The following is a 20,658-nucleotide window of genomic DNA, read 5'->3' as shown; positions in this document are numbered from 1 at the left end:
TTGCTAGTCTGCTACTGCAGGTGCCAACGTCATCTTATGATAACCCACTAATAAAAACGCGCCAAGATACATGGTGACGCCATAAATGCCAGCGGCAATGCTATAGGCACTATTTTCGATAAAGGTAATAGCAATCAGCATAGCCATTGACGCGTTTTGTGTGCCAATTTCAATACCTAGCGTTAGGCCATCTTTTTTAGACAAAGAGAAGGCTTTAGCTAGCAGCACGCCCATTATCGTCGCACCAATATTCAAGCTAAACGTAATATAGAAGATGTCGGGAAAGGATGCCTGCATCATTTCTCTTTCTTGATAGGCAATGACCACAATGAGCATCAACATGAATATTGTTGAAAAATGTCTAAAAAACGGCTCTGCCCGCCTAGCTACTTTTGAGAAGAAGTGGCGCAGCAGCATACCTAAAGAAATCGGCACGATTAGCAAAATAACTAGCTTCATCGAAATACCAATGAGTGAGAATTCAGTGGTATCGCTTTGTGTAAAGTGATTGATTGAAAACTTAATCAAAAATGGCGTAGTGATAACACAAATCACGGTAGTGATTGCGGTTAAGCTCACCGATAGCGCCAAATTAGCGCGGGCAATGTGGCTGATCAGGTTTGATGTTGTGCCGCCTGGGCAGGCCGCTAAAATCATTAAACCAATCGCAATTTCTATTGGTGCCGAAAATGCGGTCACCAAAGCAAAGGCAAATAGAGGTAACAATATGACCTGTCCAAGTAAACCCGCAGCAACGCTTTTTGGCACTTTTGCAATACGAATAAAGTCTTCTTTTACGAGGCTCAAACCCATACCAAACATGATAACGCCGAGTATGGCAGGCAGCAGAACTTGCGTGAAAATAGTATCTTGCAAATTGACGTCTCTTTATAATTATTATTAGTTGAGCTTATTTACCGTTTATGCACCGATATTGCGCTTCACTGAGTATTCTCGCTAGCTCATCTTCGCTAGCCACGATAAAGGAGCCACGCGCATAATCCGATTAAGAATAGCCCAAGGCCACGCGGGAACATAACTATTTCCGCCTTCTTTTTCAATCGCTTTAATAATTGCTTTGCAGCCTGTTTCGGTGTCGACCATAAACGGGACTTTTTCTACTTTCTCGTTAATTTCGCTGCGAATGAAGCCGGGGTGGATGGTCGATACTTTGATTGGTGTGCGCATCAGATCAATGCGAATACCTTCTGATAGTGAGGTAATCGCAGCTTTTGTCGCCGCATAAACGGTAAGCGCTCGGCGAAACCCGCGCACAGCACTGATAGATGAAATAGTAACAAGGTGACCTGAGTTTTGCTCTCTGAATATTTCAACAGCGGCTTCGCATTGTGCAATTGCCGATACAAAATTGGTGATCGCGGTTTCTTTATTAGCTTTAAAATAGCCGGTACCAATTGATGCACCTTTGCCCATGCCTGCGTTGACAATAACGCGGTCGAGGGAGCCCATTTCCTGTTTGAATTCGTTAAAAACAGTAAACACGGCATCGTGATCATTCACATCTAGTGACTTTATCAAAACGGTGATATTGGGGTTAACTTCTTCCAGCTCTGCTTTTAACGTTTCTAGGCGGTCTACGCGTCTTGCGCACAAGGCGAGGTTACGCCCCATTTTCGCATAAAGTACCGCCATGCCTTTGCCTAAACCAGAGCTCGCACCGGTGATTAAAATATTTTGTCTAAGGGTGGATGACATAAGGCTCTCTATTTATTGTTTTTATTAATGATTTTTCTGCAGCGGTGCAGCAAGTAGTGTACAAATACCCACAGATTTTTGTACTGAGGGTTGCGTGTTTGTTTGTGATGATAACGATAGTAAATTTGCTGCACAATCGCGGCTAAACGAAACAGACCGTACACTTCATAAAAAGCAAAATCCTCCGTTTTTAAACCTTGTTTGTCGCAATAATACTGAATCACTTCTTTACGTGTCATCATGCCAGGCAAATGTGTTGGCTGGCGCCTAGTGCTTCTCGCAAGCCAGTCATCATCTGCCTGAACCCAGTATGCGAGGCTGTTGCCTAAGTCCATGAGGGGATCGCCCAAAGTAGCCAATTCCCAATCCAAAACACCGATAATTTCTTGAGGGTTTTGCGCATTCAGTACTAGGTTATCAAAGCGATAATCGTTGTGAGTAATGCAAATTTTTTCATCTTTAGGAATGTTGTTAGCAAGCCAATCGGTCACTTTCGTGCCTTTGGGTACATTCCACGTTTTTGCTTTTTGATAGCGCCCAGTCCAGCCTGAAATTTGTCGCTGTGTATAGCCTTCACCTTTGCCGATGTGCGTTAGGTTGGCGGCTTTGTAATCCACGTTGTGAAGTTCTATTAAACCGTCGAGTGCCGATTCACAGAGTTTTCGGGTATCCTTTGCAGAAATGACAAAGCCTTTGGGCATATTTTGACGAGGAATGATGCCGTCAAACTTTTGCATAATGTAAAACTCTGCACCAATAACCGACTCGTCATCAGTATATCCCAACATTTCAGGTACTTTGGGATATACCTCCTGCAATGCTTTTTGCAGGCGGTACTCACGACCCATGTCGTGTGCGCCTTTCGCTTTGGTGCCTGCGGGCGGGCGGCGCAGAATGACCGACTTGTTTTCAAAGTCGAGACAGTATGTCCAGTTAGAAGCGCCTCCTGAATATTGTGTAACGGTCGGTGTGCCTTTTAAATCAGGAATATGAATATTTATCCATTCCACTAGAGAGGCAACGGGAAGCTCTTCACCAGGGCGAACGGCTCCCGCTTTATCAATAATCTTGTCTGTCATTATCTGTATTTCTTCAGCTCTAAGCGCGTGACCATGCCCATGTGCACTTCATCAGGGCCATCGGCTAGTCGTAATGAACGTGCACCAGCAGCAAAGCGAGCTAATGGGAAGTCTTCACACATGCCTGCACCACCGTGAATTTGAATCGCCATATCAACCACTTCTTCCATCATTTGTGGCACCACAACTTTTATCGCAGAAATATCAACCATGGCATTTTTGACGCCTAAATTGTCAATTTTCCAAGCGGCTTGAAGTGTTAGCAAGCGAGCCTGTTCAATTTTCATTCTCGCCATTGCGATGCGTTCACCATTACCGCCTAGCTTGATAATTGGTGAGCCGAACGCAACGCGGGACAAACCACGCTTAATCGCTAATTCGAGGGCTTTTTCTGCAGCACCAATTGCTCGCATGCAATGGTGAATGCGGCCCGGGCCTAAGCGTCCTTGAGCGATGGCGAAGCCTTTGCCCATGCCAACTAATAGGTTTTCTTTTGGTACTCTCACGTTGGTGAAATGCATTTCACCATGACCGAATGGCGCATCATAGTCGCCGTAGGCTGTGAGCATTCTTTTGATTTCTATACCCGCTGTGTCCAGCGGTACAAGGACCATACTGTGCTGGTTGTGCTTGTCGTTTTCAGGGTTTGACAGCCCCATGAATATGCACACTTTTGCATTTGGGTGGCCTAGTCCAGTGGTCCACCATTTTTTGCCATTTAATACTAATTCATCGCCGTCTAACTCAATAGTAGCCGCCATGTTGGTAGCGTCAGATGATGCTACATCAGGTTCTGTCATGCCAAACACGGAGCGTATTTCACCGGTTAATAGCGGTGTAAGCCATTTATCTTGCTGCTGTTTATTACCAAAGTGATACAACACTTCCATGTTGCCAGTGTCGGGCGCGTTGCAGTTAAAAATTTCGGGTGCAAAAACATAACGTCCTGTCTCTTCAGCAAGCGGAGCATATTCGAGTGTTGTTAAGCCTTGCGCAAGCTCAGCATCGGGCAGAAAAAGATTCCATAGACCTGCTTCTTTTGCTTTCTCTTTAAGGGGCTCTATAGCCGGATGTACTTTCCAAGTTGTCCAATCGCCTGTTGGATTCAGCTCGGCTAATTCTTGATATACCTGCTGTTCAATTGGGGCAACGTGGGTGCTTAAGAAATCGCGAATTCGAGTGAGATAATCTTGCGTTTTTGCATTGTGCGAAAAGTCCATGTGATGTCCCTTATTGTCAGCGTGTAAAAGTAGTTACATTGAGAAGCACTGAATTGATAAAACATTCAATTGCTAAACTACATACTAGACGATAATCGGACATCAGCGAACTTTGTTTTATTTGGGTTAATTGATAAATTTGAATGATATTAACGCTACTAGCGCTACTAGCGCTACTAATGCTACAAAAGCGGCACTTTTTCTGTGAAGTGTTTGCGGCACAAGGACACATATTTCTCATTGCCGCCCACGTCCACCTGAGCGCCCTCAGAAATAGGATCGCCGTTGATGTCGAGACGTGCCACAAAATTTGCTTTGCGTCCGCAGTGACATACGGTTTTCAGCTCTGAAAGCTTATCAGCCCATGCAAGTAGGTATTGACTGCCTTCAAAAGTATCGCCTTTAAAGTCGGTGCGCAAACCATAAGCTAATACAGGGACTTTTAGTGCATCTACTATTTTGAGGCACTGTATAACCTGCTGTTTAGTTAAGAATTGGGCTTCATCAATAAACAAGCAGCTGATTTTATGTTTGTCGCACTCCTTGCGCATTTCAGCAAAGAGGTCGGTTTCTGAGGTAAATAAATTCGCTGGCGATTCAAGTCCAATACGCGACGCTATTTTACCTTCACCGTAGCGGTTATCGAGCGCAGCGGTGAATAAAGTAATATGCATACCACGTTCTTTGTAGTTGTATGCAGACTGAAGTAGTGAGGTTGATTTGCCGGCGTTCATTGCCGAGTAGTAGTAGTAAAGCTGTGCCATTAATCGTGATTCTTATATTGTTGTTGCATGGTTCTTTTCAGATGGCTTAAAAACTGTCAACCCAAGTGCTGAGTTCGTCACTTTTCATAGGCCGCGCAAATAGATAACCTTGAATATACCTAATTCCTAAGTCTTTTAGAACAGCCAATTCTTCTTCGGTTTCAATTCCTTCAGCAACCGTTATGGCTTGGAATTCGTCAGCGATTAACTTTGTTGCGGAAATAATGGTGAGATCTTTTTTATTGAGGGCCTGTAAAAAGCTACGGTCAATTTTGATAACATCGAACGACATGGTTTGCAGTTGATTTAAGGATGAAAAACCGGTACCAAAATCGTCGATTGATACGTGAATGCCGCGCTCGGTAATTGCTTTTAACTGGGATTGCGCAAGTTCTCCGTTTTCAAGCATCACGCTTTCCGTGATTTCTAAGTGCAGGCGATCTGCTGGTAGTCCAGTATTCTCTAAAACCTCGTCAATAAGGTCAATAAACTGCGAATCTAATAATTGCAGTGAAGACACGTTAACCGACACTGATGGCTTATTCGTAAACGTCCATTTGGCAGCAATGCCACATGCTTGGTGTAACACCCATGCGCCAATCTCGATAATACGTCCCGACTTTTCTGCGATCGGAATAAATTCTGCAGGTGAGATGCTTTTGCCTTTATGTTCCCATCTTAACAAGGCTTCAATTGCCCACGGAGCATGTTCTTGGATATCAACAATGGGCTGAAACACTAGCGAAAATTCATTGTTAGCGAGGGCGCTTTTTAAACCATCACGAATAACTTGGTCATGTTGAAAGTCGTCGAACAAGGCGGGAGAGAAATAGGTCGCATCTCCTTTCTGATGTTTCTTCTGATAGTACATCGAGATATCGGCATATTGGATTAATTCATGCGGTTCTTTGCTGTCGTCGGGGTACTTCGCGATACCGATGCTTGCGCCAAGGGTAATTTCATTAGAGGCAATGGAGATAGGGCAGACAATACTGGTCATAATGTCTTTCACTAAGCTAGAAAGGTTGGTTTCGCCTAAGTACTTGGTGCAAATTAAAAATTCATCTCCACCCCAACGGCACAGTAAGTTTTCAGCTCTGTTGTCCAAGTTCATCAGTACTTCCACTTCCTGCAAGCGCATGGCAATTTCGCTTAATACGGAGTCACCCACTTTATGACCAAAGCCGTCGTTGACATCTTTGAAACCATCGAGGTCGACAAATAAGAGGGCGTATTGTTCAGTGGAATGAGGATTGTTATTCGAATTGCTTTGCAGGGTTTTCTTTAAACTTTGTAAAAAGGCATTACGATTCATTAAGCTAGTTAAGGGATCTAAATTCGAGAGCCGGTAAATTTCTTCAGTCCGCTTATCTACCTTACTCTCGAGCAAGTGATTGTAATTGTCCAACTGCTGATTAACTGACAAAAGCTCACGGTTTACGCGATCCACTTCTTTCTTCTCAACATCCATTAGTGCTAACAGCGATGCGTTTTTGTTTTTTAGCGCGAGTGTTTCTGTAACAAATTTACTTGCGTGCCCCGACGAAATCACCATTACGGCCCAAAATCCAATGCCTAATGATGAAATGAGAGGAAAGTAACTATATTGACTAAAAAAGCCCATAATCGCAAAAGGAAGTATTAAGCTTGATATATAAAATATGGATAAGCTTCTTGAAGCTGCAAGGATCGTGGTTGTTCCGCCCGCAAGTGCGGACAAAACGATAGTCGTAACTAAAATCTCCGTGTCTTGCATGTGTAGCGCTAGCATAATGCTATAAGTTGCCCAAATACAGCTATTTACTATGATACCTAGGGTAAATCGGACCGCGGCAGCGCGAACATTGAAGTTATCTTTTTTGATTTGAGCTTTTGTATATAAATTTTCGAATAAACGCAGAGTATGAGAACAAAGTAACGCAATAAAAATAGTCGTCTTTGTTTGTTGGTATTCATCACTTTCAAAACCAAAACAAAAAACTGCCATGCACAACAGCGTAATCGCTAAGCCTCCCAACGCATTCCCATTGAGGAGCTGCAATCGAGCTTTTGTATCTTGTTTTGTTGAATTATAAATATCGCTGTGACGCATTAATCTGCCTGTTGGTCGTGTCTTTTAACTATAAAATTGCCTCAACATAATGTCGCAATATTCGGTTGATAACTTGATTAATGCGACACTCTACTTCTTGGCAATACTCGACTCTATAATAAATTACTAGGCAATGATTCCATTTGCTACTGCTTTACACGTTGATAATGCAAACATGTGAAGGGTGAGTCAATCTAATATTCGCATTAAATAAAAAAGACGTCCTCTATGGGACGCCTTCTAATCTGCATTTTAAAACATTTACACCAGAGTTTACGCTGCTTCGGTGTTGCTATCGCCTTTGACCGCGGTGTTGCTTGCACTTGGACCGTCAGTCTCTTCCGCACTTAATAATTCCATGTCAAAAGTAAACTCATCAACACGTACAGAAAGCTTACGTTTATCGTTGTATTCTAACAATGTTGTGCGTTCTGCGTCAGTTAAGGTACCCGCTGTGTGCATTGTATTCACCGCGTGTTCAAACGAAATGAATGGCACAACAGGTGACTTGCGTAGGGCTTTTTGTACTTTCGACAACAACGGCATTGCAGCGTGCTTCGCTTTAAATGCTTGTTCGTTGATATCGTTTCCGTCGCCTGGCATTACCTTAACAAGGTGCGTTAACTGTTCTTTGATACTGCTGTCTTGCATTGATGCTGCTGACAGTTCACGTACCAAGTCATCAGAAATATGGCTGACTGAAGACGTATAAGTATTGGTCAATAATCTCATCAAACCACGCGTTGGTGTATTCGGGAAGTTATTGATGAAATCAACAATCGCTTTTTCTGCTTGTTGAAGTGACCACTCCATTGCGTAACGGAAGTAGGCTTCAGCTTGTGCACGGTCTTTAACGCGCTGTTCAAAGAAACGAATTGATGCCATTGCACCGTACAAGTAGCTCATTACGTCGCCTAAACGAGCAGACAGTAATTCCGCTTTCTTCAGTTCGCCGCCTAGTACTAACAATGATAAATCGGCAAGCGGTGCAAGTTTAGCAGCAAGTGCATTTACACGTTTTTCGTAAGGACGAACGATTGGGAAGTTCGACTCTGTTGAACGTAAAAACGGTAAGTAACTATTTGCCATGCTTCTAAACGCATTATTAACGCTGAACTTGATTGTCTTACCAAGTACCTTGTTAAATTCTGCATCAGCTTTGCTGTCATCACTGTGGATCAGGTCAACCATTTCTTTCAAATGTGGGTGACAACGCATTGTGCCCTGACCAAAAATCATCAAGCTACGCGTTAATATGTTTGCACCTTCAACCGTAATCGCGATTGGTAGCGCAGCATAACCGTTTGCCAATGTATTTTGAGGCCCACGCTGAATGGCTTTACCGGCTTGTACATCCATGGCTGAATTCAGTACGTCACGACCTAGCTCAGTCATGTGATATTTAGCTATTGCTGTTACTACTGCCGGAGATAGACCTTCGCCCAAACCTTCGGTAGTTAATACACGCATTGACTCAAGTAAGAATGTTTTACCCGCAATATCGGCTAGCTTATCTTGAATACCTTCAAAACGGCCGATTGGCACACCAAATTGCTCACGTACAAAAGAGTACTCAGCAGTTGATTTAAATGCAGACTGCGCAGATGCAACGCCCATTGCTGGTAATGAAATACCGCGACCTGCACCTAAGCAGCTCACTAGCATTTGCCAACCGCGACCGATGTTCTTTTCGCCGCCAATGATAAAGTCCATTGGAATGAATACATCTTTGCCGCGAGTTGTACCATTATAGAATTTCACGCCCATTGGGTCGTGGCGATTACCTAGTTCAACACCTGGGTGAGATTTTGGTAAAAGTGCACATGTAATGCCGCGCTCAACTTTATCGCTTAGCAAGTGCTCAGGATCGAATACCTTGAATGCTAAACCAAGCACTGTCGCGATTGGTGCAAGCGTAATGTAGCGCTTGTCCCAAGTAACGCTAAGGCCGACAACTTCTTTGCCTTCCCACATGCCTTTAGTCACAATCGCTGCATCTGGAATTGAACCAGCATCAGAGCCTGCTTCTGGGCTTGTTAAGGCAAAACATGGAATGTCTTCGCCAACTGATAATTTAGGTAACCAGTAATTTTGCTGGGCTTCAGTACCATAATGCATTAGCAGCTCGCCTGGGCCTAAAGAGTTCGGTACCATTACCGTAACGGCTATTGCGCCACTCGTTGCTGCAATAGTGGCAACAATTGTCGAGTTTGCGAAAGGGCTGAATTCAAGACCACCAAATTTCTTTGGAATGATCATTGAGAAAAATTTGTTCTTACCAAGGAAATCGATAATTTCTTGTGGAATGTGTTTGCTGTTACCGAGTTCGAATTCGTCGATCATGGTTAACAGCTCAACAACCGGACCGTTTAAGAAAGCTTGCTCGTCTGCGCGCAATACTGCTTGAGGAAGGCTGCGCAGGGCATGCATGTCAGGTTTGCCTTGATAAATAGACGATTCAATCCACACGTCGCCAGCATCTAATGCTTCTTGCTCTGTGACTGAAATTGGTGGTAACACTTTTTTAAGGTTTGTTCTAATACTCATAATTAACTTATCCGCTCATCTGACCAGTTGAATAATCTATACTACATGAAAATAAGTAAAGATCAAAAATATTTGATTAAAAAGTGCGCAATTAAATCTAAGTAATCAATGACAGCAGTGTATATAGCGTATTTACTGATAAAAAGGGGACGCAAACTTTTAGTCATGATAATGGCTGCTGTGATAATTCTGATCTTGTAACTTGGCATTGGCTGTATCAATGTGCATGCAAGAACGTCGTAATAAACTATTATGAGTACATACTTGACTTGGTTTATACAATATCAATTGAATACTGCGATGTAGTTCAAAAAAGCGCAAAGGGAAAAAAATGAAAAATAGTTTAGACAGTAAAATGATACTTCGAGTCTTCGAGAAAATTCGTCAACATGGAGAGCACCACGATGACGGTTCATATCACTTAAACGGCATAAAAGCGTTTACTGATTTCGATGGTTACACGCTTTATTTGGAAGATGCTTTGGTTAAACTTAGCTACGGTTTTCATAACCAATACCACTTTGACTACGACAGCCCTGGCAACTATGAATCGTTTGAAAAAAAACTAGAGAGCATAGATAAAGAATATGAATAGGCTCAGTCTTGCTTTATATGCTCGCTGTGACGTTGTAGAATAACGAAAAATACGTCAATGAGTCTATTGTGGATACGCCTGAAACGAATAACAAGAATAACAACTACGCAAAGGGAGCAGTAAACGCTGAACAGAGCGTAGTTGTGTCAGAACACACGACGGCAAATGAGCAAGATGCCGCAGCTGCGTCACAAAAATCGCCTAAATCAGCAAAGCCCTATAAACCCGTCAAAACAGTCATGGCACCTCGCTTCACTGCTGCGTTCTTTCATCCGAAGTATTGGGGTGTATGGTTCGGCGCTGCTTTGCTTTACATTGTTACTTGGCTACCCTTGTCCATCATTAAATTGTTAGCGAGAGTCATCGCCAAACTCATTACTGTTTTCGTTCCCAAACGCATTCAAATTGCCAGACGCAATCTCGAGCTTTGCTATCCCCAATGGTCTGTACAAAAACGTGAAAAGGTATTAAAGGATAATATTTTTCGTACATCAATGGGCTTATTCGAAACTGGCATGGGTTGGTGGTGGCCCGAGTGGCGGGTTCGTCGTCATGCCGAAGTTGAAGGTCTGGAAAATGCGCTCAAGGTGCTCGAGTCGGGGAAGGGCGTATTTGGCTTAACCTTGCATAACGTTAATTTGGAAATTGGCTGTCGCATTATTGGTTATGCTTACCCTTGCATTGCTTTTTATCGCAAGCATAACAACCCCCTAATCGATTATATGCAGTATCACGGTCGTAATCGTTCAAATAAATACATGATTGATAAACGCAATGCTAAAGCGCTTATTCAAGCCATGAACGAAAATGAATTTTGTTTGTATTTCCCTGATCAAGACTATGGCAAAAATACCAGTATATTTGTTCCCTTTGGTGGTGTTGAGCAAACGGCAACGACCACAGCAACGCTTATGTTTGCGAATCGAGCTAACTGCATACCGCTAATGGTTGTGTCGCAATACAGCAAAAAGGGTTACAAAGTAAAAATAGGTACACCAATCGAGTATTTGGCCGATAAGAACCAAGAGCTTGCGTTGACTAAACTTAACGAAGATGTGTTAGCGATAGTCAATCAGCAGCCAGACAGCTACTTGTGGATGCACAAGCGTTTTAAAACCAGGCCTGAAAATGCACCTGAGTCTTTGTACAAGTAGTTTCAACTTAGGGATGCGCCTGAATTGAAAGTGAAGCCAGTTTTGTCGACACTGGCTTTGTTACAGAGGTAAAAATGGCAGATAAGAAAGTATCCGCGTTTTGGATAAAACATTTAGTGCTGGCGTTTATCGTTTTGGCGGGCGCCTTAATCGTTTTGATGTATGTACCTGAAGACACCGGTGAGTCGGGTGCGGGTGGTGCTGATTCAAAAGAAAATATTTCTGATAACCTTGCCCGCTTTTATGAAGAGTTTCGCCTGTCTTCAAAGGACCCGATACAAGAACAGTACGGCGACTATGTGATTGCGCTAGAGGCGCCAGAAGCGAGTCAAACTGAGCAGCTGATAGCCATCTCAACCGTTAATTCACCGCCTGAAGAGAATTGGCAAGGCCAATACAAATATCGAAGTTTTGCACAAGGCACGACAATTAGAACTGAAGCAATGAAATATGCAGAACAAGAAGGAATGCAGCTAATTTGGGATCTTAATCAAGATTTCATTATTCGCCAGCGTTTCTTGTCCGAAAATAGTTTAGTGGCAACGCTCGATGAAATTGCAGGCGCTATTGACGCTAACTTCATACCACAAGTTAACGTGTATTTTTGCAACAAAAAACGCGCTATCGTTATCGCCGAAAACGCAGGAACTTACGTTACAGACAACTGCAAAAAGGCAGGTTTCGACTAGCCCTCAAATACCTTTACAAAAGTGTGTTGAATAATGGCCATGTGCTTGTCTAAATCTGGGACTGGTTTATGTCGACCAAAAGCGCCTAAGCTGAGTTTATGCAGCTGATTGCGAATAAATAAGTAAGCTTGCTGCAGCGCATGGTTTTCATCTTCGCTGATAACGCCAACATGTGCAAGGGAGTCGAGTATCCGCAAATTGTCGGTCCACTGTGTCAATTCATTAAATTGATGACTGTGAAGCAGCACCCAATATTGCGTTAAAAATTCCAAATCTGTAATACCACCCGACGTTTGCTTTAAGTCTGCATTGTTTTCATCAGACTTGTCGAGGTGAACCCGCATCTTTTCGCGCATGTCCGCAACGTCTTTGCGCAATTCACTCATGACTCTTTTTTTCGAAAGCACCTCTTGGCGAATTTTTTTAAATGTATTTTCAAGAGCATCGTGACCATAAACATAGCGAGCTCTCACTAATGCTTGATGTTCCCAAGTCCAAGCGTCGTTTTTTTGATAATTATCGAAACTATCAATATGGCTTATCAATAGGCCTGAATTACCTGATGGACGTAATCGTAAATCTATTTCGTAGAGTTCGTTTAAATACGTTTTTGTAGTGAAAATATGCGTGACGCGCTGTATCAGCTTTACAAAAAACTCACTGCACGACACTACTTTCGGGCCATTGGTCATGACAGATAGGTTAACGTCATGTACAAAAACGATATCGAGATCAGAGCCATAGCCTAATTCAATGCCTCCTAACTTCCCATAGGCAAGCACTCCGAGTCCTTTGTGTTGCATCGAATAGCCTTCAGGCGTGCCGTAGCGAGTTGCAATCTGCACCCATGCAATATCAATGACCTGACCCAGCAATACTTCTGCGAGTACGGTGAGTTTGTCGCTGACATTATTAATAGGCAGTGTGCCGGTAATGTCTGCTGCTGCAATGCGCAACTGTTGGGTTAACTTGAAATAGCGCAAAGCATCCATTTGCGCTTCAACATCATCAGGCTCGACTCGGAGCAACTGAAGGCGAAGCTCATTTTCATACTCGTCGCGCCATGTTGATATACCCGCATGATCAGTCTGTAAATAGGCTGGATGCAGAAGCTCGTCTAACAGCAGTGGGAAGGCTTTGATTTGTTTAGCTACCCAGTGACTGTTCGCAGAAAGGCTCATTAAACGCTTTCTTACCGCAGGATTTTCGAGCAGTAAATCTAGGTAAGTTGTGCGACCAACAATGGTTAAGAGAATATCGAAGATTCGCTCAAACAACTCGCTAGCATGCTTGATTTCATCGTCGTTAGTAACAGTACCTGATTTGTCGATATCAGTGACTAATGCATCGGCTGTATTGTGGCTAGCAAGAGTCGCGTCAGTTTGCTCAGCGTTTTCCTCATAAGTCAGCACTTCGTAAAGCAACTGAGGCACGAGTTTGTTAAGCGTGTTGTTGCCTCGCTGACCAATGTCGTGTTTGGTGCATTTGCGTTTAAACTCGACTAGTTGCGAGCTGAGTTTTTCAGCTACTTCTGACTCGTCTATTAGGGTAAAAAACAAGCTCTGCATCTCGTGTACGTCTAGCTCTAATGACCACAAATCGCGATAAATTTGATTTAAGGCTTGGTTCTCATCTTTACTTTCGTTGTTGTCTTCAATCAACAGCATAAAGTGGTGGTTAATGCGCTTCATGTGCTGGTGTATGGGGTCAATTTTTTCTAATGGCGCATCTAGCTCAATTTCGATAGACGCGCCGTCTGACTTGATGGACGCTTGTGTGTTGGCGTACAGCATATTCGCTAACAAATACGAAAGTCGAGCTTGATCCACTTCATCATCGGGTAATTGCTGAGTTTGCTCATCGTTGAATGCTTGAAGGTAATTCTCTATTTGACGCAAAAATAGGTAACTTTCTTGCAGCTCGGCCGCATCTTTGGGTGGCAAAAACTCATGTTCAACTAAGGCCGCGAATGAAGCTAATATCGACTTAGTTTGACATTCAGTCACTTTACCAGCGTGGATCATTTGCAGGGATTGAACAAAAAATTCCACTTCTCGAATGCCGCCTTTGCCTAGCTTGATATTGTTCGTCAAATTGCGCCTTGCTACTTCATTCGCGATCAATTGCTTCATATTTCGCAATGACTCAATAGTGGTGAAATCAAGGTACTTGCGATATACAAAGGGGGTAATAATGCTCTGAAGTTCTTGCACCGCTTCTGAATCAGGATTAATAACGCGCGCTTTCTGCATGGCGAATCTTTCCCATTCGCGGCCTTGCTCGAGGTAATACGATTCAAATGCCGGCATCGAGACGACCAGAGGGCCACTGTCGCCGAGTGGACGAAGGCGCATATCAACACGATAAACTTGTCCGTCTAGGGTGGTTTGATGCAGTGCGGCTATTAGTTTTTGCGCTAGGCGAGTAAAAAAGGTCTGGTGATCAATCGGCTTGCGAGGATGGTCGGTTTCACCGGATTCGGGATAAACGAATATCAAATCAATATCTGAAGAGAAGTTGAGCTCACGGCCGCCTAATTTACCCATACCAATGATAAGTAATTCCTGTTGCTGTTGCGACACGCGGGAAGAGGCGTTTGGATTGTCTACAGTCTGACTAACAGCTGCTGGCTTGCCGTAGCGTTCGCAGGCTTTTTGGTAAAGCCAGGCATTTGCTGTGTTAATTAGCGCGTCTGCGAGATGGGAAATCGCTAATAAGGATTGTTTAATGTCTGCGTTGTAAAGCATATCGCGCCACGCAATCGACAGCATCGTTATATGTCGAAACTGTCGTAATACTGCATGCAGGGTCGCTTCGTCATTTTTTGCGGCAGGTTTATACTCAATTCCTCTCTGCTCAATCCCTCTTTGCTCAATCCCTCTCTGCTCAATCCCTCTTTGCTCAAGCTGTCCCTGCAAAGCCTCATAGTATTCTTGGTATTGTTGGCCATCGTGATTTCTTTGCTTGATGATAGCGGGCAGTTTCTGCATAAATTGCAGAGGATAGAGTTGAGCGGTTCTGGCAATAAAATCGCTCAGTCCAAATGCAAGCTGAATATCGGCTTGGTGTTCGCTGACTAACTCAAGATAGCTAGCGTGGAGGTCGGCAGCTTGCTCGTTGCCTGATATCGCACTCTGCAACTTAGCTGTAAAATCGTCAAAGTGAGATTTTGCGCGCTCATCTAAAATATTCGGTAATTTTTGCATTTAACAACATGTGCTTATTCTTCAATACGGGTATTATGGTACAGTTTTCGATTAAATGTGAAGTTAGGATTATCCCAATATGGAACAACTGGTAAAATTTGTACCATTCTCATCAGATCTTTTGATTTATTTAGCCATTGATCTTTCAATCGCCGTTCTTCTGTTACTCGCAATTCGCTCATTTTCCGGCGTGTTCTCAAAGGTAAGCGTGAGAAATGAATTGGGTGAAAAAGATAACTTTGCATTTGGTATCAGCATGGCCGGTAGAATGTTATCGCTCACTATCGTTTTATCAGCAGTAGTTGGACGTCATATGCATTTGGGCTATGAAGTTGCCGCATTAGGTATGGTGGTATTTGGTGCTGTCGGTATCGTATTGGTCAGAGCGGGTCGCTTTGCCCACGATAAAGTGGTGCTTAACCGCCTCGACAAAAACCAAATGATCGCTGAAAAGAACGTATCAGTAGCCTTGGTGGATGCTGCTAGTTCAATTGCCAGCGCAATTATTATCAAGAGTATTATCGACTGGGCAGTAGGAACCGATGTGAACACCTTGATTGCGATTTTTTCTGGTACAACGGTGGTGTTAAGTGTATTGCTATTAACAACTCGTTTGTATGAGCGTCGATTTGCCAACAACAATCAAGACAACAGTTTTCAGGATACTCTATGTAAAGGCCATCTGGCACTTGCAATTCAGCATTCAGGAAACTTAATTGGTACAGCTATAGCGGTGTCGTCAGCAGGGTCGATTTTAGCTTACGAACCAGAGTCCTACGTTAGCAACATAACGGGGTGGCTATTGGTTGGACTGACGTTTGCAGTTTCACTTATTATATTAGCAAGCGTGTCTAAACGCATCATATTGGCCGGTGTTAACTGGAAAAGAGAAGTAGATTTGCAGCATAACGTTGGTATTGCGAGCATCGAGTTTGTGTTGAGCATCGGTTTAGCATTGTTGATTGCAGGACTGTTTTCTGGCTAAGGTATCCGCTGCTTTGAGCATAACATTTTCCTGAATAAGCTTAGTATCAAGCAGTTCATACTCTGATGGCAGCTTTGAGGAGCCCGCAATAAGGCGGTCTTTAAATTCTCTTGTTTGCTTTTTTAACCAACGTTCCAATTTTAAAGCGTCTGATTGACTGCCTACCTGAGCACAAAATAGTAATACCAAGGGGCCTTTTCCTTTCAAAGCCTTTGCGCATTTGGGACTGTTAGTCGCGTGCTCAAGAAAACGCCGCGATACATCTACTGAAATGCCGCAATACAGCTGATTTAATTTGTTTTTTATGAGATAGATAAACCAAGGTTTATCGGACTTTTTCTGATTCATTGTTATACTCTCCAGCAATTCAAAAAAAATAGCAATTCACAAGACAGTTAATCATGCAAATACCTGATTTTAGCAAAGCGAACATTCTCATTATTGGCGACGTAATGCTCGACCGTTATTGGACCGGACCTACTGCGCGAATATCCCCTGAAGCACCTGTTCCCATAGTGCGTGTAGACGATGTGGAAGACCGTCCCGGCGGCGCTGCAAACGTGGCTATTAACGCCGCGACTTTGGGTGCTAACGTGGTATTGATGGGAATGACGGGGCAGGATGAAGCTGCTCAAATACTCATCGATCGCTTAGCGGCGATGAACGTCACCTGTGAATTTTCGAAAGTAGCGCATCAGGACACCATTACAAAACTGCGAATAATGAGCCGTAATCAGCAATTGCTGCGCTTAGACTTCGAAAAGAGCTTTGCTAAGGACGATAAATCAGAGTTACTCGCTAAGTTTGAAGAGCGTGTTCAGCACACCGACCTCGTGGTGCTGTCTGATTATAGTAAAGGGTGTTTGTCAGACCCCCAGTCAATTATTTCCCTTGCGCGTAAATACAATAAACCGATTATCGTTGACCCTAAAGGCAGTGATTTTGCCAAATATAAAGGGGCAACGCTAATTACGCCCAATATGTCGGAATTTGAAGGTGAAATGGGGGTTTGTGAAAGCGAAGATGAATTGTTTGATAGCGCTCAAGTCCTGAAGCAAAAATGTGAGCTTGAGGCGGTATTGATCACGCGCTCTGAAAAAGGGATGTCGCTGTTCCAAGAGCAGGCCTATCATTTACCCGCGCATGCTAAAGAAGTTTATGATGTAACCGGCGCTGGCGATACGGTTATCTCTACCCTAGCGTGCTGCATAGCGCTTGGCCTGCCTCTTGGAAGAGCATGTCAGTTTGCCAATCATGCTGCTAGCGTTGTTGTCGGTAAGCTTGGAACATCTACAGTATCCACTACCGAGCTTGCCATAGCGGTCAGCACGCAGGTGCATCAGGGCGGCGGTGTGATGAATGCACAGCGGCTTCGTCTTGCTGTACAGCAAGCACAGCTGAAAGGCGAGCGGGTGGTCATGACCAACGGTTGTTTCGATATTTTACACTCGGGTCATGTTGCTTATTTAACAGAAGCTGCAACATTGGGTGACCGTTTGATCGTTGCCGTTAATACAGACGATTCAGTGCGTAAATTAAAAGGAGAAGGCCGACCCATTAATAACCTGCAGCGCAGAATGGCGGTGTTGGCAGGCTTAAGCGCAGTGGATTGGGTGGTGCCTTTTAGCGAAGAGACACCGCAGTCACTGATTGCTGATATTTTGCCTGATGTGCTGGTAAAAGGCGGTGACTACCAGATACATGAAATAGCCGGTGGCAAAGAGGTTATCGCCAATGGTGGCGAGGTGCGCGTGCTTTTATTCGAAGAGGGCGTATCAACCACCGGAATTATTTCACAGATTGTGAATGCAGACGTAAAATAGTGTATATTATCCACGATTTTAAATAGGGACATACAATAAAACCATGTACGAAAGTTATTACGGACTTAATTCAAAACCTTTTCAGCTAACGCCTGACCCAAGCTTTTTTTATGCCAGTAAACTGCATAAACGCGCTATGTCATATTTGCAGTATGGGCTATCGCAGGCAGAAGGTTTTATTGTCATTACGGGTGACATTGGCACCGGTAAAACCACAATAGCTAACAGTCTCTTAGATAGCCTCGGAGAAGAAATTTTTGCTGCACAAATTGTCACACCCAAGCTGTCACCCGATGAAATCGTGAAAATGGTCGCATCTAAGTTCGACCTTAACGTGTCAGGCAAAAGCAAAAGCGAAATACTTGAAGACTTAGAGCGTTTTTTGAATCAATTAGCTGCTCAGGGCAAACGCGCCTTACTATTGGTTGATGAAGCCCAAAACCTGCCCTTAGAAACGATAGAAGAACTGCGCATGCTGTCCAACTTCCAAAAAGCAGGTAAGCCTTTATTACAAAGCTTTCTGTTGGGGCAAGACGAGCTTCAACCGATACTGCGTGCACCGAATATGGAGCAGTTTCGCCAACGTATTGTTGCCTCATGTCATTTGGCCCCACTGAATGCCGACGAAGCTCGAGAATACATTGAATTTCGTTTGCAGCATGCGGGTTACTCTGGTGAAGGCTTATTCAGCGATGAATCGTTTACTGTTATCCATGAATTTTCTCGTGGTGTACCGAGGCGCATGAACACCCTCATGGATCGTATTTTGCTGTATGGATTTTTGGAAGAAGTTGTCTTTTTCGAAAAAGAGCAGGTAGATGTGGTCATTGATGAAGTGAAGTCGGAGATGTTTGTACCTGAAAACACGATACCAGCAAAAGATGAAGTATTTGATGCTAGTGCTGAGGAACTGAGGTTTACCGCCAAGGGGACAGAAATTCACGAGGCAAAGTACTACAAAGATATGCTACACGAGCTAGTGGATGCTTTAGATGATGCGTTGAAGCATAAGATCAAGCTAACCCAGTATATTGATAAGTTGTTGAAGAAGAAGTACCAAGCTTACGTCAGATTGAAGGACAACGATGAGTAGGTGCCAGTTACTTAGATAAATTGTATTTCAGGGTCAGTGAAACGCGGCGTTCTTGAATGTCGCCACTGAGGCCGCCGAAACCGCCACCCAAACTGCCACCCAAACTGCCACCAATTACGCTACCTTCTGTTTCGCGTTGTAAGTAAGAAAAAGCCAGGGATAAGTCAAAATAGCGTCCGATTTTACGATCAAGCCCTATTTTACTGGTGAGTACTTCTGAAGTTCCTCTTTCACCATTAAATATGTCGTCTGTGACCGCCGCGTTGGTGGTCCAGCTAATATTCGTTTTCTGGCCAATGGCAAAGGCAATTGATGTACCACCAGAGTAAGTTCTTGATAAGCGATCCGACTCTAAATAATCATTAGTTGCATAACGACCATTGATAGATACTTTTGTTCTGCGCAATTCTGTGCCTAACTGCCACGAAAGCGCTTTTCGCAATATCAGGTCATCATTAATCTCTGAGTTTTGACCGCTAAATTGCACAAATTGCTCATTAGGCTGCAATTGATAATTGAGCGAACTTGGTTGAAAGCAAGCCGCTAGATCTGAAATACCGTCGACACAAACAAAAACGCCTAAATTACCGGGCTCGGCAATTAATCTTGAGAAACTAGTAACTTCTTCTGAATACGTGACCTGAGTTCTCAGTTTTTTGAGGCGGTGCTGAAAACTAAAATTACCGCTTTCTCCAAAGAAGCGGCGTGTGTAGCCCGCGCTTATTTGTGTTCTTGGTGTAAATTGCCAGTTTATATCAGCCCCAACATATCCTTTGTTATTTTCATCTTCTGCCACGGAATCGTTGTCGGCTCTGTTCCATGTAAGGGCAATTCTTTTATTTTCGGCTTCTCGCCAAACCAACCCAGCGCCCACAGAATTAAACTGTCGCGCGTTGGAAAAAACATTGTTTTGTGACTTTATCTGATTGGCTTCGTGACTGGCCGTAGCAATAACACCTAGGTTGCTGATAAGTCGATAAGACATGTCGCCGTTAGCGCGGCGGTTCGTATAGTCTCCGTTAACGCTGCGTTCGGATATACTAAAGTCGGTGTTAACTTGAGCGCTGAAACGTTCGAAGTTATCTCCTGTGTAGGTATTTGTATTTACGCTCAGAACGTTGCTGTCTAGGCGATTGAACGAATTTTCACGCCGTTCGCTTTCCGTAATAGAATAATTAACTTTGGTTGTATGCCCAAAATAATCGCCTCTCGGCAGGGTGAAATCAGCGCCGAAGCGATTAGAGCGTGTTTTTGATAAGTTCTCAGCATTCAGCAGGAAGCTATCGACTAAAAAGCCGTTTGCAGCTGCGCTTTGATAATTTAAAGCGCCACTAGCGGTAAACGTTAACAGGTTTTGGATCGCAGCAAAACTGCCGCCATAAGCGTAGTTAGTATAATTATTGGTGATATTTGCATCTTGCAAACTGCGTCGAACATGGTTGTGAGTTGCTCGCCAAAACCCATTGCTGCGTTTCGATTTAAAGTTAAGTGATATCTGAGGGCGTAAAATGTAATTTTCAGAGTTAATGGTTTCTTGTCGCTCATCAGAATAAATATCTTGATAGACAAATTCGTTGTCGACACCAATGGTCCAATCCAGCTCATTAGCAACCGCGGTAGAGTTGACCGTTTGCATGATCAAAGGCGTGCAAGCAAGTATTGATGTCGCTAAGTACTTCCTTTTAAACTGCATCA

16 protein-coding genes are annotated in these 20,658 nt (G+C 43.6%); 6 read left to right on the top strand and 10 right to left on the bottom strand.

The window, feature by feature from the left end:
* Positions 1-3: 3 nt before the first annotated feature.
* The 7 genes from GNIT_RS12295 to GNIT_RS12265 form a co-directional block, all read right to left on the bottom strand.
* Complete coding sequence (locus tag GNIT_RS12295; protein ID WP_014109556.1) at positions 4-876, bottom strand: bile acid:sodium symporter family protein; 873 nt, start codon at positions 874-876, stop codon at positions 4-6.
* Positions 877-957: 81 nt separating this feature from the next.
* Positions 958-1,716: an SDR family oxidoreductase gene (locus GNIT_RS12290; RefSeq protein ID WP_014109555.1), complete on the bottom strand. Its 759-nt coding sequence runs from the start codon at positions 1,714-1,716 to the stop codon at positions 958-960.
* A gap of 8 nt (positions 1,717-1,724) precedes the next feature.
* Entirely contained in the window at positions 1,725-2,795 is a 1,071-nt protein-coding gene (locus tag GNIT_RS12285; RefSeq protein WP_014109554.1) for a phosphotransferase family protein, read from the bottom strand.
* Positions 2,795-4,015 (bottom strand): acyl-CoA dehydrogenase family protein, encoded by a 1,221-nt coding sequence (locus tag GNIT_RS12280; RefSeq protein ID WP_014109553.1) that lies wholly within the window; start codon positions 4,013-4,015, stop codon positions 2,795-2,797. The genes GNIT_RS12285 and GNIT_RS12280 overlap by 1 nt, the downstream gene beginning before the upstream one ends.
* Before the next feature lie 182 nt (positions 4,016-4,197).
* Complete coding sequence (locus tag GNIT_RS12275) at positions 4,198-4,779, bottom strand: thymidine kinase (protein WP_014109552.1); 582 nt, start codon at positions 4,777-4,779, stop codon at positions 4,198-4,200.
* A gap of 46 nt (positions 4,780-4,825) precedes the next feature.
* On the bottom strand, positions 4,826-6,871 hold the full coding sequence (locus GNIT_RS12270) for a putative bifunctional diguanylate cyclase/phosphodiesterase (protein ID WP_014109551.1): 2,046 nt from the start codon (positions 6,869-6,871) through the stop codon (positions 4,826-4,828).
* A 273-nt stretch (positions 6,872-7,144) separates the two neighbouring features.
* The gene (locus tag GNIT_RS12265; protein ID WP_014109550.1) at positions 7,145-9,418 is read right to left on the bottom strand and encodes an acyl-CoA dehydrogenase; all 2,274 of its coding nucleotides are present in this window, start codon (positions 9,416-9,418) and stop codon (positions 7,145-7,147) included.
* A gap of 331 nt (positions 9,419-9,749) precedes the next feature.
* On the opposite strand from GNIT_RS12265, the gene GNIT_RS12260 reads away from it, so the two are divergent.
* The 3 genes from GNIT_RS12260 to GNIT_RS12250 all read left to right on the top strand — a co-directional run bounded on the left by GNIT_RS12260 (position 9,750) and on the right by GNIT_RS12250 (position 11,856).
* On the top strand, positions 9,750-10,013 hold the full coding sequence (locus GNIT_RS12260) for a DUF3081 domain-containing protein (protein WP_014109549.1): 264 nt from the start codon (positions 9,750-9,752) through the stop codon (positions 10,011-10,013).
* A 68-nt stretch (positions 10,014-10,081) separates the two neighbouring features.
* On the top strand, positions 10,082-11,167 hold the full coding sequence (gene lpxL / locus GNIT_RS12255) for an LpxL/LpxP family Kdo(2)-lipid IV(A) lauroyl/palmitoleoyl acyltransferase (RefSeq protein ID WP_014109548.1): 1,086 nt from the start codon (positions 10,082-10,084) through the stop codon (positions 11,165-11,167).
* A 74-nt stretch (positions 11,168-11,241) separates the two neighbouring features.
* Positions 11,242-11,856: a toxin co-regulated pilus biosynthesis Q family protein gene (locus GNIT_RS12250; RefSeq protein ID WP_014109547.1), complete on the top strand. Its 615-nt coding sequence runs from the start codon at positions 11,242-11,244 to the stop codon at positions 11,854-11,856.
* Here GNIT_RS12250 and glnE read toward each other — a convergent pair.
* A complete protein-coding gene (glnE, locus tag GNIT_RS12245) occupies positions 11,853-15,062 on the bottom strand; it encodes a bifunctional [glutamate--ammonia ligase]-adenylyl-L-tyrosine phosphorylase/[glutamate--ammonia-ligase] adenylyltransferase (protein WP_014109546.1) in 3,210 nt (1,069 codons plus the stop codon). The genes GNIT_RS12250 and glnE overlap by 4 nt on opposite strands.
* A 79-nt stretch (positions 15,063-15,141) precedes the next feature.
* Between glnE and GNIT_RS12240 the strand changes: the two genes are divergently transcribed.
* Positions 15,142-16,047 (top strand): DUF350 domain-containing protein, encoded by a 906-nt coding sequence (locus GNIT_RS12240; protein ID WP_014109545.1) that lies wholly within the window; start codon positions 15,142-15,144, stop codon positions 16,045-16,047.
* Here the strand turns inward: GNIT_RS12240 and GNIT_RS12235 are convergent.
* A complete protein-coding gene (locus GNIT_RS12235) occupies positions 16,012-16,395 on the bottom strand; it encodes a GIY-YIG nuclease family protein (RefSeq protein ID WP_014109544.1) in 384 nt (127 codons plus the stop codon). The genes GNIT_RS12240 and GNIT_RS12235 overlap by 36 nt on opposite strands.
* A 53-nt stretch (positions 16,396-16,448) precedes the next feature.
* Between GNIT_RS12235 and hldE the strand changes: the two genes are divergently transcribed.
* On the top strand, positions 16,449-17,870 hold the full coding sequence (hldE, locus tag GNIT_RS12230) for a bifunctional D-glycero-beta-D-manno-heptose-7-phosphate kinase/D-glycero-beta-D-manno-heptose 1-phosphate adenylyltransferase HldE (protein WP_014109543.1): 1,422 nt from the start codon (positions 16,449-16,451) through the stop codon (positions 17,868-17,870).
* A 43-nt stretch (positions 17,871-17,913) separates the two neighbouring features.
* Positions 17,914-18,963 carry an XrtA/PEP-CTERM system-associated ATPase gene (locus tag GNIT_RS12225; protein ID WP_014109542.1) on the top strand — a complete coding sequence of 350 codons (1,050 nt, stop codon included), beginning with the start codon at positions 17,914-17,916 and terminating at the stop codon, positions 18,961-18,963.
* A 7-nt stretch (positions 18,964-18,970) separates the two neighbouring features.
* On the opposite strand, the gene GNIT_RS12220 is transcribed toward GNIT_RS12225, so the two are convergent.
* A complete protein-coding gene (locus GNIT_RS12220; protein WP_014109541.1) occupies positions 18,971-20,656 on the bottom strand; it encodes a TIGR03016 family PEP-CTERM system-associated outer membrane protein in 1,686 nt (561 codons plus the stop codon).
* Positions 20,657-20,658 lie beyond the last annotated feature (2 nt).

This window comes from Glaciecola nitratireducens FR1064 (genome assembly GCF_000226565.1).
Taxonomy (GTDB): Bacteria; Pseudomonadota; Gammaproteobacteria; order Enterobacterales; family Alteromonadaceae; genus Glaciecola; species Glaciecola nitratireducens.
Note: the sequence above shows the minus strand (reverse complement) of the source record. Positions and strands in the feature narration are given on the sequence as shown.

Coding starts and splice junctions, on each gene's coding strand:
- GNIT_RS12285 (WP_014109554.1), bottom strand. CDS start 2,795: ATGACAGACAAGATTATTGATAAAGCGGGAGCCGTTCGCCCTGGTGAA.
- hldE (WP_014109543.1), top strand. CDS start 16,449: ATGCAAATACCTGATTTTAGCAAAGCGAACATTCTCATTATTGGCGAC.
- GNIT_RS12225 (WP_014109542.1), top strand. CDS start 17,914: ATGTACGAAAGTTATTACGGACTTAATTCAAAACCTTTTCAGCTAACG.
- GNIT_RS12235 (WP_014109544.1), bottom strand. CDS start 16,395: ATGAATCAGAAAAAGTCCGATAAACCTTGGTTTATCTATCTCATAAAA.
- GNIT_RS12270 (WP_014109551.1), bottom strand. CDS start 6,871: ATGCGTCACAGCGATATTTATAATTCAACAAAACAAGATACAAAAGCT.
- GNIT_RS12275 (WP_014109552.1), bottom strand. CDS start 4,779: ATGGCACAGCTTTACTACTACTACTCGGCAATGAACGCCGGCAAATCA.
- GNIT_RS12240 (WP_014109545.1), top strand. CDS start 15,142: ATGGAACAACTGGTAAAATTTGTACCATTCTCATCAGATCTTTTGATT.
- GNIT_RS12260 (WP_014109549.1), top strand. CDS start 9,750: ATGAAAAATAGTTTAGACAGTAAAATGATACTTCGAGTCTTCGAGAAA.
- GNIT_RS12290 (WP_014109555.1), bottom strand. CDS start 1,716: ATGTCATCCACCCTTAGACAAAATATTTTAATCACCGGTGCGAGCTCT.
- GNIT_RS12280 (WP_014109553.1), bottom strand. CDS start 4,015: ATGGACTTTTCGCACAATGCAAAAACGCAAGATTATCTCACTCGAATT.
- GNIT_RS12220 (WP_014109541.1), bottom strand. CDS start 20,656: ATGCAGTTTAAAAGGAAGTACTTAGCGACATCAATACTTGCTTGCACG.
- GNIT_RS12250 (WP_014109547.1), top strand. CDS start 11,242: ATGGCAGATAAGAAAGTATCCGCGTTTTGGATAAAACATTTAGTGCTG.
- GNIT_RS12265 (WP_014109550.1), bottom strand. CDS start 9,418: ATGAGTATTAGAACAAACCTTAAAAAAGTGTTACCACCAATTTCAGTC.
- glnE (WP_014109546.1), bottom strand. CDS start 15,062: ATGCAAAAATTACCGAATATTTTAGATGAGCGCGCAAAATCTCACTTT.